Below are 12,495 nucleotides of genomic sequence, written 5' to 3'. Positions count from 1 at the left end.
CGCGATGAAAAGCATGCCTACCAGGGGTTGCGGTGCGGGGCGAGCACGGCTTGGCTGGATCACATACACAGCGACGAGGCGCAGGGCGAGGAAGGAGCGGTCATGTCCAAGACAGCCACCGAGAAGGTCCGCCAGTCCGGTTCCGAAGCACCGGAGACGGCACGTTCCGCGCCGTCCACCGAGACCGGATCGCCGGCCGGCTCCGACGCCGCGACCACCGAGCGCGGCGGGTTGCGCGTCCCGATCCCGACGCTCGGGATGCGGATGGCGCGAGTGCCGCTGCTACCAGGGCCGCGCACCGTGGCCACCGGAGTCTCCTCGGCCACCACGGCGGTGCGCGACCGGGTGCCGGACCGTGAGTCGTTGCTCTATTTCGGCGGGCTCGGCGCGGCGGCGGTCACCGGATTGGTGTCGTGGCCGGTCGCCGGAGCGATCGGCGTGGGCGTCTGGGTGGCCGAGCACGCCCGCCGCTCGCCCGCGGCGGCGGGAGACGGGGCCGAAGGATGACCTGATCACGGCGACTCGGGAACGGCAACGATATTGCAACGTCTTCCGTCGCGCCAGCTGTCGAGGACGCGGTCGACGGTGGGCCGGATACGGGTTCTGGCCTCCGGGCGAGGGACGCCGGTCATGAGCAGGTTGTCGTAATCGGTGTCGCGGTGGCGGATGGAGGCTATGACGGCCAGGGTGAGGGCTTCGGGGGACAGGAGTTTGGCGGCGGCGGTGCGGCCTACGCGGCCGCTGCCCCGGGCGGCGGCGTGTTCGGCGATCTCGGCGGCACGGTCGGCGGGGCAGCCGGGGAACAGCCGCCGGATCTCGGCGGACATGCGGGCGCGGTATTCGTCGTCCTCCACGGCGCGGCGGACGCGGTCGCGATCGCGGCGGCGCGCGCGGGCCTCTTCGTCGGCGAGGCATTGCTCTTCCGCGCGGGCGAGGGCGGCCTCTTCCACGAGGATGCCCAGCCGCTCGTAGCGCTTGCGCCGCCGGTTGAAGCGGACCACCACGGCGGCGAGGGTGCTCTCCTTCTTGGCTCGCCGGCTCAGCGCCGCGTTCCCGGCGGGCAGGAACTCCAGATGGTCGAGGTCCGAGCAGGTAAGACATAGAGGCCCGGCCGCGGAGGTGATCAGATACGGGCCGGTCTCGGCGCATTCGGCGCACGTCCACGACTCCGCGGCCTCGATCACGGTGAGATCAGGGGCGCGGTTCTGGCGTTGGACGACCTGTTCGCGCCGCGCCGGGCTGAGGTCCGCCGAGAGCCAGTGCACTCGGAACACCTCGTCTTCGCCGTGGTCGACGAAACGCAGCGCCTCGCGATCGCGCCCACCCGACAGATACGCCGCGGTGCTCGCGCTGAGCCCGTGTTCGCGGGCCCACTCGCCCAGTAGGTCCGCCGCCTCCCGCAACCGCCGCCCATCGACTGCCGTGAGCTGCTCCAGCGACCGCACCTGCCCTTGCCGCCAGCGATCGACCTGACCGGACCGCACCCAGCCCAGCACGGTGAACACATCGACCGCCGACACGTATTTGCGTTGCACGAGCGACGCTTCCGCAGCTTCGACTACTCGCCGCTTCAGCTTGGACACGGGTTCGCACCTTAGCGCACGCCGGGGAATCCACTCGAAAGCCGAAGAGTCGGAACAAGCGGCGACCGCGCTCGGTCCGGAAATCGCCGAGCAGGTGGGCCGGCGCGCAACGGCGGGCTCGCACGCCGCCTACCAGTCGACCGCGCCGAGTTCGTGCAGTCGGCGGAAGACCATCATCGAGCCGGGGGCCACGTGGTCCATGGCGGCGTACTCGCTCACCGTGAAGTAGCGCAACTCGGCGATCTCGCTGGTGGGACGCGGCTCGCCGTCGAGTTCCGCGGTGAAGCAGGTCATGTGCAACCGGGTGCCGGGGGAGTGCCCGTACGCCTCCGCCTGGAACACCCCGAGTTCGTCGTAGGCGACGACGCCGACGCCGAGTTCTTCGCGCACCTCGCGGTGCAGCGCCGCTTCGGGTGTCTCACCGGGGTCGATCTTGCCGCCTGCCATGTAGAAGACGTCCTTGCCCACCGAGCGCGCCTGCAGCAGGCGGCGATCCCGGACGTGGGCCAGCGCGGCGGTGCGAATCACCGGCCCACTGTACTGAGCGGCGCGAACCCGACGCCAACCGGAATCGGGCGGCTCAGCGCTCCGGCACGGCGCGGTGCAGCAGTTCGCCGATGCGCCGGTGGATCTGCGCGGTGTCGTCGCCGTCGGCGACGAATTCCAGGAACAGCGCCGCACCGGCCGCCAGCGCGATGACGGCCCTGGCGTCCAGCTCGGACCGCGCACGCGATTCGGTGTCGCCCGCGGCGAACAGCGCGGCGGCCGGGGTGCTGAATCCCGCCCACAGCCGGTCGCGCAATTGCCGATCGCGGTCGAGTGCGGTCAACAGCCCCGGGACGGCGGCGCGAACGTCGTCGCGGGCGAACAGTTCCCGGCTGCCGCGCAGCACCCACTCGATCCACCCCTGCTGGTCGGCGCCCTCGAACGGGCCCAGATCCGGTGTCTCACCCAGCACGGCGTGCAGCACCAATTCGGCCTTCGATTGCCAGCGGCGAGCGATCGACGCCCGGCCGACGCCGGCGCGCGCGGCCACCGCCCGCACGCTCAACTCGTCCCACCCCACTTCGACCAGCATCTCCCGGACGGTCGCCAGCACCCGCTGTTCGACCGACTCGTCCCTGGGCCTGCCCGCGCTCCTGCTCGCCGCAGGCGGGTCCTGCGCCGTTTCGCCCATGCCGCTCCCTGACTTCCATTACGATGCCACTGGCATCGAATTTGTGCCGATGCTTCCGATGTGCGGCCATTCTCGCGTGTGCGGCGGGCATGGGCGGTGGATCGGACGGCGGAACCATGCTGACGAAGGATAGAAATGGGTGGACACATACCGGCTGAGACCGGCACGGCGGCGAGCGCCTGGACGCCGACGACCGGACGCGACGAGGGATAGCCGGTATGCGAATCGCGGTCACCGGCGGCACCGGCTATCTCGGCGCGCACACCGTCTCCGCGCTGTTGCGGGACGGGCATCAGGTCGTCCTGCTCGTTCATCCGAGCGAGTCCGTCGCGGAGGTCGTCGGCATGTTCGACGCCACGCCCGAGGCGCTGTCGGTGCTGCCGGGCGACATCAGGGACCCGCGGACGGTGGAGAAGTTGCTCGTCGGATGCGACGCCGTCCTGCACGCGGCGGGCGTCGTCGGCACCGACAACCGCCGCGAGCAGTTGATGTGGGAGGTCAACGCGGACGCCACGGCGACCGTGCTCGCCCGCGCGACGGCGCTCGGACTCGACCCGATCGTGCACGTCGCCAGCTACAGCGCGCTGTTTCCCAGCCCCGATCCGGTCATCACGCCGGACAGCCCGACCGCGCCGGGGCGCAGCGCCTACGGCCGCACCAAGTCCGCCGCCGACCGGATCGCGCGTGCGTTGCAGGCCACCGGTGCCCCGGTCGTGATCACCTATCCCTCCAGTGTCGTCGGGCCCGGTCTCGGGACGCAGGCAGGCATCACCTCCGACGGCTGGGGCGCCATCCTGCGGGCCCGCGTCGCTCCGCGAATCCGGGGCGGGATGCAGATGATCGACGTCCGGGACGTGGCCGCCGTGCACGCCGCCGTCATGCGCCCCGGTCTCGGCCCGAGGCGCTATTTGTGCGGCGGTCACCTGGTGGCGTTCGACGAAATCGTGGACATCTTGGAAAGCGCTGCCGGACAGCGCATCCGCCGGATCCCGGTGCCGAAGGCCGCGCTGCTCGGACTCGGACGGCTCACCGACGCCGCCGCCCGCTTCCTCCCGATCAGCGCGGGCCTCAGCTACGAGGCCGCCTGGTTGCTGACCACCGCCACACCGACCGACGACTCCCGCACACTGGCCGAACTCGGTGTGCGTTGGCGGCCCATCGGCGAAGCGATCATCGAATCCGTGCGCCGGGAAACGGGTTCCCGCGCATGACGCGGTACGCGCCGGTCAGATCATCTCCCGGGAAATGGCCGCGACCAAACCGCCGTCGATGATCAGGTCCTGCCCGTTGACGTAGGACGCCTCGGCGGACGCGAGGAACGCCACGGCGTCGGCCACGTCCTCGGCGGTGCCGAGCCGGCGGCTGGCCACTTCGGCGAGCACGGCGGTGTGCGCGTCGGGGCTGACGTTGTCGTGGAACATCGGAGTCTCGATATAACCGGGGCTCACCGAGTTCACCCGGATCCCCTTGGGCCCCAATTCCGCGGCGAGGCTGCGCGCCAGGTTGTGCACGGCCGCCTTGGTGGCCGCGTACAGCGACGCGCCGGGCAGGCCGCGGTGCAGGGTCCACGACGCGTTGATGACGATCGCCGCGTGCTCGGACAGCAGCGGCAGCGCCTTCTGGACGGTGAAGAACACACCCTTGAAGTTGATGTCCACGACGCGCGCGAACTCGTCCTCGGTGATCTCGGCGTTCGGCTGGAAGGACGCGACGCCCGCGTTGGCGAACACGACGTCCAATCGGCCGTGCCGGTCGCGGACGGCGGCGGTGAGCGCGTCGAGATCGGCGAGGCGCGCCGCGTCGGCCTGGATCGCGAGCACCCGTTCCCCTCCGTGCAGCGCGTCGACCGCGGCGTCCAGCCGGGCCCTGTCCCGGCCGGTGATGACCACCTGTGCGCCTTCGGCGAGCAGCCGTCGCGCGGTGGCCAGCCCCATGCCGCTGGAGCCGCCGGTGACGAGTGCGACCTTGCCGTCGAATCGGGAGTTGTTGTGCGTCATGAGAGTCAGCGTGCCGAAGGTCGGCGCGGGCGAACAGTGTCCAGTCGACCTAGGTCTGGCGCCACCAGGCTGCGGTCACGCCGGGGCGGTGAGCGCGACGCGCATCAGGTCCTCCACCCGCTCCGCGCTTTCCGGCTGCGGGTTGTAGAGCACCAGGAACCAGCCGGGGTGGCCGGCCACCGCGAGGGTGGTCGTGTCGAACACCAGGTCGCCGGCGTCGGGATGGCGTACCGCCTTCACGGCTTGGACGGCGGCGTCCACGTCGTGGCGGGCCCACAAGCCGGCGAATTCGGGGCTGGCGGCACTGAGTTCGCCGACCACCCGGCCGAATTCGGGATCGTCGGGAGCGTAGGCGGCGTCGGCGCGGAAGGCGGCCACGACGGCGGGCGCGATCGCGGCCCACGCCACGTGCATACCGCGATACCGGGGGTTGCGGAAGAAGGAGACCAGGCAGTTGTGGTCGGCGGCGGTGAATCCGAAGACGGTGCGCGCCATGTCGTTGACCGCGAGCAGATTCCAGTAACGGTCACGCAGCACGGCGGGCCGCGCTCCCCACGCGTCGAGCAGTCGGCGCAACTGCGGGGTGACCTCGGCGTCACGGCCGGGGCCCAGGGGCGGCGGGTTGAGACCGGCGAGCAGATAGAGATGCCGTCGTTCCGGGCCGGACAGGCGCAGCGCCGCGCCGACCGCGTCCAGCACCTCCGCCGACACCGTGATGTCGCGTCCCTGCTCCAGCCAGGTGTACCAGGAGACGCCGACTCCGGCGAGCAGCGCGACCTCCTCCCGCCGCAGGCCGGGTGTCCGCCGTTTGCCCACGGTCGGCAGGCCGACGTCTCGCGGTGTGAGCCGGGCTCTGCGGGTGCGGAGGAAGTCGCGCAGCTGCGCGCGCCGGTGCGGCGCCGGGGAATCACTGGCCATGGGCACGGTAACAACCGATGCGCCGGATCAGTTCCCCAGATACACCGGGAACGCCTCGAGATCGTTCTGGGTGAGCACCGGCAGGTTGCGGATCTGTTCGACCGGCACGGCGAAGCGCAGGCCGGGGAAGCGGGCGAACAAGGCGGGCAGCGCGATGCCCGCTTCCAGCCGGGCCAGCGCCGCGCCGGGGCAGATGTGCGGGCCGTAGCCGAAAGCCAAGTGCCGGTTGGCCGTCGGGCGGGAGACGTCGAAGTCGTCGGCGTCCTCACCGTGCACGGCGAGATCCCGGCCGATCGCGCGGTAGGACATGACCACGCCTTCGCCTTTCTCGATGACGGTGTCGCCGACGGCGATGTCCTCGGTGGCGAAACGCATCAGCAGATGGGTCACCGGGCTGTCCCAGCGCAGGGTCTCCTCCACCGCGTCCGCCCAGGTGCGGTCCCCGGCGCGGACGGCGTGCAACTGCTGCGGCCGCTGGAGCAGGGCGCGCACGGCGTTGAGGATGAGACCGATCGTGGTTTCGTGCCCGGCGGCCACCAGCGCCTTCAGGTTGCCGACCACTTCCTCTTCGGTCAGCGGCTCGATGTCGTCGCCGCCGACGATGAAGGCGCTGGTCAAGTCGTCGGTCGGGTCAGCGGTCTTCTTGCGCACCAGGTCGGTGAAGTACACGTCCAGCTCGTCGATCACCCGCAATCGCTCGTCCTGCGGTGTCAGCAGTGAGAAGAACGCCTTGTACCAGTCGAGCAGCATCGGGTGGTCGGCACGGTCCACGCCCATGAGCTCACTGATGACCCGCATCGGCAGCGGATAGGCGAACACCGACTTGAGGTCGACCGCCGCCCCGTCGCGCCCGGCCGCGGCGAGGTCGTCGAGCAGTTCGGCGGTCATGCGCTCGATCGCCGGACGCAGCGCGTCGAGCCTGCGCTTGGTCAGCGCCTGGGTGGTCTTGATCCGCAGCCTGCGGTGCTCGGGACCGTCGACGGTGAACATGGAGCGGCCCGCGTCGATCATGCCGATCAGCGGCCACTGCCTGGTCACCGCGCCGGACCGCCACAGCGCCCACGCGTCGATGTTCTTGACCAGCCTGGTGTCCACGAGCAGCTGCCTGGCCAGCGCGTGGTGGGTGACGGTCCAGGCGGGCACGCCGAGCAGCTCGATCCGGGTGAGCGGGCCTGCGGCGCGCAGCCTGCTGGTCTCTCCGGCGAGGTCACCGACCATCGGATCGATGACAAGGGCTGCTGCGTGCGGGCATTCTCTGGTCACGGGGTACCTCCGACGGCGCGAACGGGTGTGAAGCGGACGGGCAGGGACGTCATGCCGCGCAGGAAGGCCGACGGCCGCCGGACCAGGTTCTGGGCCGGCACCGCCAGATCGAGGTCGGGCAGCCGGTCGAGCAGGACCTCGATGCCGGTGCGCGCGATGACCTCGGCGATCTCCTGCGCGGGAAACGGGCAGCGGTATTCGCCGTAGCTGAACGCGAAGTGCGCGCTGTTGCCGGTGTGCGCGGGGTCCGCGCCGTCGGAGACATGCTGTCGCACATGGGGATCGGCGTTGGCCGCGGCCAGGCCGAGTAGCAGCATGTCTCCGGCCCGGATGACCTTGTCACCGAGCCGGGTGTCCCGCGCGGCCCATCGCCCGGCGAGGATCTGGGTCGGCGTGTCCTCCCACAGCACTTCGTTCATCGCCTGGCCCACGCTGTGGCGCCCGCCGCCGAGCGCGGCGGCGAACCGGTCGTCGGTGAGCATCAGCCGCACCGAGTTCCCGATCCAGTCGGCCGTGGGCAGATATCCGGCTGCGGTGATCGCCATCAGATCCAGGACGTATTCCTCGTCGGTGAACGGACCGGGATGCGCCAGCATCCAGGACACCAGGTCCGCGCCCCGCGCGACCTTCTTGGTCGCGAGCAGGCGCCCCATGTGCTCGCCGAACTGCTGATGCGCGGCCTGGGCGTCGGCGCCGCCGTCGGCGAGGGTCTTCATCGTCCACGCCAGCCGCGGGCCGTCCTCGTCGGGGAAGCCGAGGACGCGCGCCAGGGCCAGCACCGGCAGCGGCTCGGCGAAATCGGCGACCAGCTCGGCTTCCCCCCGCCCACAGAACGCGTCGATCAGGCGGTCGGCCAGCTCCTCGCACGCACGGCGCAATGCGAAGGTGTCGATCCTCTCCAGCGCGGGTTCCACCATCGCCAGGTGCCTGCGGTGCTCCGCGCCCGCGGTGAAATAGATCGACGGCGTCGGCTGCCCGACCATCGGCAGCAAGGGCCAGTCCGGAGGGATGTTCGGCCACTGGTTCCACCGCCCCACATCGCGGGGGAACAACTCGGGATCGCTGGTCACCTGATGCAGTTCGCGGTAGCCGATGACCAGCCACGCGGGAACGCCGCCCGGCAACTCCACGGCGACCACCGCGCCGTGCTCCCGGCGCATCTCGTGATAGAGCTGATGCGGGTCGGTGTGAAAACGCGGACCGCTCAACGTGACCGGCGCGGTGTGGACAGGGCAGCTGTCGGTGGAGCTCGGCGCGGGCGTGGTCATGACGCGGCCTCCGGAGTGGGGAGCAGGGCGGCCGGGGACGGCGCGCGGGAATAGAGGTGTTCGACCAGGGCGATCAGCACGCCCTTGCCGGACTCGCGCGAGCGGGCGTCGCAGTCGATCACCGGCACGTGCGGATCCAGGTCGAGCGCGTCGCGGACCGCGTCGGGGCGGTGGCCGTCGCCGAAGTCGTTGCAGGCGACGACGAACGGCGTCCGCTGGTGTTCCAGCCGGTCCACCGCGTACCAGGAGTCCGCGATCCGGTCCGGGTCGACCAGCACGATCGCGCCGAGCGCGCCGGTGAACAGCCGATCCCAGAGAAACCGGAACCGCTCCTGCCCCGGCGCGCCGAACAGGTAGAGCACGTGCTCGTCATCGATGGTGATGCGCCCGAAGTCGAAGGCGACGGTCGTGGTCGATTTGCCGGGCGCGCCACTGGGATCGTCGATCCCGAGCCCCTCGTCGGTCATGATCGCCTCGGTGTCCAGCGGCCGGATCTCGCTGACCGCGCGGACCATCGTCGTCTTGCCGACGCCGAAACCCCCGACGATCACGATCTTCAGCCCCCGCGTCGCCGCAGGGTGCAGGGGCGCGTCCGCGCGGGCGGGACGCGGATCAGAGTTTGCGAAGTCCAACGAGCACCTTCTCGAGCGTCGTGGTGTCGGGCAGGCAGTGCCACGGCGAACCGGGCGGACCGGCTTGGGGCGGGCGAACGGTGATCTTGCCCGCGAGCAGCAGGTCCGACAGCAGGATGGTCGTGATGCCGACCGGAATCCGCAGCTCGGCGGCGATTTCGACGACGGAGGTAGGGGCCTGGCACAGCTCGAGGATCGCGACGTGCTCGGACTGCATGCCGGACGCCGGCGCGCATTCGCTGACCACCAGAGTGACCAGATCGAAGGTGTCGGAGTCCGGTTTGCTCCGCCCGCCGGTCAGCGTGTACAGCCGATCGGGGTCGTCGTCGCGGCCTGGTCTGCTCACGACACGCCCGCTCCAGGGAAGCGCGGCGTGGCCGCCAAATGTTCGCCGAGTTGTTCCACCAGCTCCCGCATGTTGTGGCCGACCAGCCCGGCGTCCGCGTCCTCGGCGGCGACGACCGCGATGTGCGCGCCCAGCCCGGCTTCGACGATGAACAGGATGCCGCCGTAGAACTCGGTCATCGATTGGCGCACCCCGGCCCGGCCGTCGCCGAATTCCACCGACGCGCCGTGCGAGAGGCTCTGGATACCGGCCGCGATGGCGGCGAGCTGGTCGGCGCCGTCCACGGTGAGTTCGGGTGTGTGACAGATCTTCAGCCCGTCGCTGGACAGCAGCAGGGCATGCCTGCTGCGCGGCGTGCGGGTGAGCAGCTGTTCCAACAGCCAGCTCAGCTGGGCGGTCTCGGAGGTCGTCATCGTTCGTGCTCCACGGAGACGGAAGGGACGGGGGGAGTGGCGGCGGCGCTGCCGCTCGCGGACCCGGTCACCGCGCGCTGGAACGCGCCGAGCGAGTCCGGTCGTGCGGCGGGAGGGGTCGGTGCGGCGGGCTCCGGCGCGGCGAGGCCATCGGGGTGCACGGCGGCCAGCGTGCTGCCTCGACGCCGCTTGGGAAGTGTCCGGGTGGCGGCGGGAGCGTCTTCCGCAGTGGACGGACGCACAGGCCGCGGCTCGGCGGACGCGTGCTCCGGCGCGGCGGTGCGGGCGGGCTCTCGCGCGACCGGCAGCGTGCCGGTGGTGGTGGACGGGTGAGGGCGCTCGGCGCGGGTGGTGAGGTCGCGCGGGATCACCACGACCACGGCGGTGCCGCCGATGGCGGAAGGCCGGAACGAGACGGTGAGCCCGTGCTTGCGCGCCAGGTTGCCCACGACGGCCAGGCCAAGTCTGGTTCCGGTCAGCGAGGACAGGTCGGCTCCGGCCCCGCGGGCGTCCGGCCCGGTGGCCGAGACCGCCGCCTCGGCCCGGCGCAGCGCCGACTCGCTCATCACCAATCCGCTGTCCTCGATGGTGATGATCACGCCCGCGGGCACCTCGGCGGCGTACACGTGCACCTCGGTGGTGGGCGGGGAGAAGTTGCAGGCGTTGTCGAGCAGCTCCGCGAGCGCGTGCATGACGCCTTCCGCGGCGTGACCGGAGACCGCGATGTCGGCGATCGCGCGCAACCGGACCCGTTGGTAGCCCGCGACGCGGCCCATCGCGCCACGCAGAATCGATTCCATCGCAATGGGTTTGGCCCAGCGGCGGCCCGATCGCGCGCCGCTGAGCACAGCGATGCTGTCGGCGAGCCTGCCCGCCTGGGCGGTGCGGTGATCCAGGTGCAGCAGGTCGGCGAGCACGGTGGGATCACCGTGGCGATGCTCCATCTCGCGCAGCTCGGCGAGCATGCTGGTGGTCATCGCCTGCATGCGGCCCGCCGCGCCCGCGAAAGCCGCCATGGCCGCGGCGCGACCGCTCTCGCTGTCCTTGGCGCGCGCCTCGTATTCGGCGACCGCCGCGGCCGCGGCGGCGATCTCGGCTTCCGCGCCGCCGGCGACGCGCGCTCGGTCCTGGACGGCCTGCCCCGCGTCCCGCTGGGCGTGCCGCGTTTGCCGTCGGAAGTGGACCGCCGCCGTCGTGGCGGCGCACAGGGCGATGGCCGCGGCGGTGGCGCCCGCCGCGAGTGGGATCCGGAATTCGGCGGGCGCGTAGTACACCGCCGCCGTCACGATGGCGGCGCTCGCGATCAGGCAGGCCGACAATATCGCGTACGGCGGTTTCGGGTGTCCGACGACGTCCTCGCCGCGGCCGCTCGCCGACGCATTCAACAACTCTGACAAAATCCGTACTTCCGCACTCGCGCTTGCCGCAGGAAACGGCACAACTGCCCTCGTCCGCGTGCCTCGGCACCCCAAATACGCAGACCGACAAGCAGTTTCGAAATATCGCGGCCCGAGCATAGCGGCGTGCGCGATGCGGCGCCACTCGGGCGGATTTCACGGGAAGGCGGCGCGGGGGATTTTTTCGCTGCCGTGCCGATGCTCGGATTACGCTGACTACGGCCGAAAAATGTGGCGCGACCGCGCGCTCAGCGCGAAATGAGTGAATTCTCGTTTGCCTGTAATTCACTATCGGTGTGCTGGGGGCGCTCACGTGCGGCCGTATCACCGAAGCGGTATGTGAATCTCGAATTATCGACGCGTCATGTGTTCGCGTCCGTGAGCGGCGGTGGCGCCGCGTGGGCGGAGTGGCCGGCCCGCCGGGCTTCCCGGGGGCCGAAGCCGAGCCGCTGTCGTTCGATCAGAGTTGCGCGGTTTGCTCGCACGGGGGCAGGCCGTCGGCCTGGCGGAGTACTTCGGCGACGGACTCCAGATACAGCAGGGTGCGCAGCGACACGCCGTTCACGGCTTGCCCGAGGCGGCGCAGGGCCGAATTGTCCAGGTGCGCGATGACTTCCGCGTCGTCGGCCCGGTCGGGGCCGGGATCGAAGCCGAAATAGCTGGGGTCGAGCCCGAACACGTGGGCCAGCCCGGCGCGGGCCTGTTCGGGAAGCGTGGCGAGATGTCCGCGCCGAACTTTGGTCAGGTGACCTGGTTCCAGGTCGTACCCGGCTGCGGTCACCCATGTCTCGACCGTATCGTCGGCGAGCGGGCGCCCGTGCGCGCGCTCCCACATCTCGAACGCTAGGTTCAGCCGGGTAGTGATATCGATTTCCACGACCGCCTCCACCTTCTGGCGACTTAGCCTGTTGACGGGTCACACATTGCCTCGACCGTAGCGTGGGAGTAGTCGATCGCCGCGATTTCACGGCAAATGTCCGGTTGCATAGGGGGCGGAACATACTCGATCCCCGATTCGCGGGGACAACGATCTCGAGGAGGCGGATTTGCTGCTGCGTTCCGAGGAAGCGCGCAAACGATTCGCGACCAGTCCGGTCGGGCGGTTGGCAACCGTTTCGCCGCAACTGCGCCCGCATGTGGTGCCCATCGTCTTCGCCGTGGCGGGGGAGGTGGTCTACACCAGCGTGGACGCGAAACCGAAGACCACCACGGCGTTGCGCAGGCTGGCCAACATCGCGGCCAACCCCGCCGTCGCGGTGCTCGTGGACCGCTACGACGACGACTGGACGCAGCTGTGGTGGGTCCGTGCCGACGGAACGGCTCGCATCGCGGAAGGCGCCGAGGCGCAAGCGGCGATCCGCCACTTGACCGTGCGCTACTCCCAGTACGAGCGGCAGCCGCCGCCGGGCCCGGTGATCGCCATCGATGTCGCGCGCTGGTCGGGATGGTCCGCCCGCTGAGCGAGCCGCGCCGCTTCGGGTACAGTCCGATTCACGGTCTC

Annotated in this window: 15 protein-coding genes; 3 read left to right on the top strand and 12 right to left on the bottom strand. The window is 70.6% G+C overall.

Translation table 11 applies throughout. From position 1 onward, the window contains the following. The first annotated feature begins 102 nt into the window (after positions 1–102). Entirely contained in the window at positions 103–507 is a 405-nt protein-coding gene (locus ACWDMM_RS21910; RefSeq protein WP_195081625.1) for a hypothetical protein, read from the top strand. Positions 508–512: 5 nt separating this feature from the next. On the opposite strand, the gene ACWDMM_RS21905 is transcribed toward ACWDMM_RS21910, so the two are convergent. From ACWDMM_RS21905 to ACWDMM_RS21895, 3 genes are all read right to left on the bottom strand, one after another. After that, positions 513–1,583: a DUF2293 domain-containing protein gene (locus ACWDMM_RS21905; protein ID WP_449939144.1), complete on the bottom strand. Its 1,071-nt coding sequence runs from the start codon at positions 1,581–1,583 to the stop codon at positions 513–515. A 129-nt stretch (positions 1,584–1,712) separates the two neighbouring features. Beyond that, a complete protein-coding gene (locus ACWDMM_RS21900; protein WP_195081627.1) occupies positions 1,713–2,111 on the bottom strand; it encodes an NUDIX hydrolase in 399 nt (132 codons plus the stop codon). A gap of 52 nt (positions 2,112–2,163) precedes the next feature. Continuing rightward, on the bottom strand, positions 2,164–2,760 hold the full coding sequence (locus ACWDMM_RS21895; RefSeq protein ID WP_195081628.1) for a TetR/AcrR family transcriptional regulator: 597 nt from the start codon (positions 2,758–2,760) through the stop codon (positions 2,164–2,166). Between the two features lie 218 nt (positions 2,761–2,978). On the opposite strand from ACWDMM_RS21895, the gene ACWDMM_RS21890 reads away from it, so the two are divergent. After that, positions 2,979–3,971, top strand: coding sequence for an NAD-dependent epimerase/dehydratase family protein (locus tag ACWDMM_RS21890; protein ID WP_357106296.1), 993 nt, complete (start codon positions 2,979–2,981; stop codon positions 3,969–3,971). 15 nt (positions 3,972–3,986) lie between these two features. Here ACWDMM_RS21890 and ACWDMM_RS21885 read toward each other — a convergent pair whose 3' ends face one another. The 9 genes from ACWDMM_RS21885 to ACWDMM_RS21845 form a co-directional block, all read right to left on the bottom strand. After that, a complete protein-coding gene (locus ACWDMM_RS21885; RefSeq protein ID WP_195081630.1) occupies positions 3,987–4,757 on the bottom strand; it encodes an SDR family NAD(P)-dependent oxidoreductase in 771 nt (256 codons plus the stop codon). Positions 4,758–4,832: 75 nt separating this feature from the next. Next, positions 4,833–5,675: a helix-turn-helix transcriptional regulator gene (locus ACWDMM_RS21880; RefSeq protein ID WP_195081631.1), complete on the bottom strand. Its 843-nt coding sequence runs from the start codon at positions 5,673–5,675 to the stop codon at positions 4,833–4,835. A gap of 27 nt (positions 5,676–5,702) precedes the next feature. Beyond that, positions 5,703–6,938: a cytochrome P450 family protein gene (locus ACWDMM_RS21875; protein ID WP_323124312.1), complete on the bottom strand. Its 1,236-nt coding sequence runs from the start codon at positions 6,936–6,938 to the stop codon at positions 5,703–5,705. After that, positions 6,935–8,206 carry a cytochrome P450 family protein gene (locus tag ACWDMM_RS21870; RefSeq protein ID WP_357206367.1) on the bottom strand — a complete coding sequence of 424 codons (1,272 nt, stop codon included), beginning with the start codon at positions 8,204–8,206 and terminating at the stop codon, positions 6,935–6,937. The genes ACWDMM_RS21875 and ACWDMM_RS21870 overlap by 4 nt, the downstream gene beginning before the upstream one ends. After that, positions 8,203–8,838: an ATP/GTP-binding protein gene (locus ACWDMM_RS21865; protein ID WP_195081633.1), complete on the bottom strand. Its 636-nt coding sequence runs from the start codon at positions 8,836–8,838 to the stop codon at positions 8,203–8,205. The genes ACWDMM_RS21870 and ACWDMM_RS21865 overlap by 4 nt, the downstream gene beginning before the upstream one ends. Beyond that, on the bottom strand, positions 8,819–9,184 hold the full coding sequence (locus ACWDMM_RS21860; RefSeq protein ID WP_195081634.1) for a DUF742 domain-containing protein: 366 nt from the start codon (positions 9,182–9,184) through the stop codon (positions 8,819–8,821). Before ACWDMM_RS21860 ends, ACWDMM_RS21865 begins: the two co-directional genes overlap by 20 nt. After that, the gene (locus ACWDMM_RS21855; protein ID WP_195081635.1) at positions 9,181–9,597 is read right to left on the bottom strand and encodes a roadblock/LC7 domain-containing protein; all 417 of its coding nucleotides are present in this window, start codon (positions 9,595–9,597) and stop codon (positions 9,181–9,183) included. Before ACWDMM_RS21855 ends, ACWDMM_RS21860 begins: the two co-directional genes overlap by 4 nt. Continuing rightward, positions 9,594–10,985 (bottom strand): sensor histidine kinase, encoded by a 1,392-nt coding sequence (locus ACWDMM_RS21850; RefSeq protein ID WP_449939137.1) that lies wholly within the window; start codon positions 10,983–10,985, stop codon positions 9,594–9,596. The genes ACWDMM_RS21855 and ACWDMM_RS21850 overlap by 4 nt, the downstream gene beginning before the upstream one ends. A 469-nt stretch (positions 10,986–11,454) precedes the next feature. Next, entirely contained in the window at positions 11,455–11,871 is a 417-nt protein-coding gene (locus ACWDMM_RS21845; protein WP_357106310.1) for a hypothetical protein, read from the bottom strand. A 175-nt stretch (positions 11,872–12,046) separates the two neighbouring features. On the opposite strand from ACWDMM_RS21845, the gene ACWDMM_RS21840 reads away from it, so the two are divergent. Continuing rightward, entirely contained in the window at positions 12,047–12,454 is a 408-nt protein-coding gene (locus ACWDMM_RS21840) for a TIGR03668 family PPOX class F420-dependent oxidoreductase (RefSeq protein ID WP_357106457.1), read from the top strand. The last annotated feature ends 41 nt before the right edge of the window (positions 12,455–12,495 follow it).

It is taken from the genome of Nocardia sp. NPDC003726, from assembly GCF_053586955.1.
This window is presented reverse-complemented; position numbering and strand designations above follow the sequence as displayed.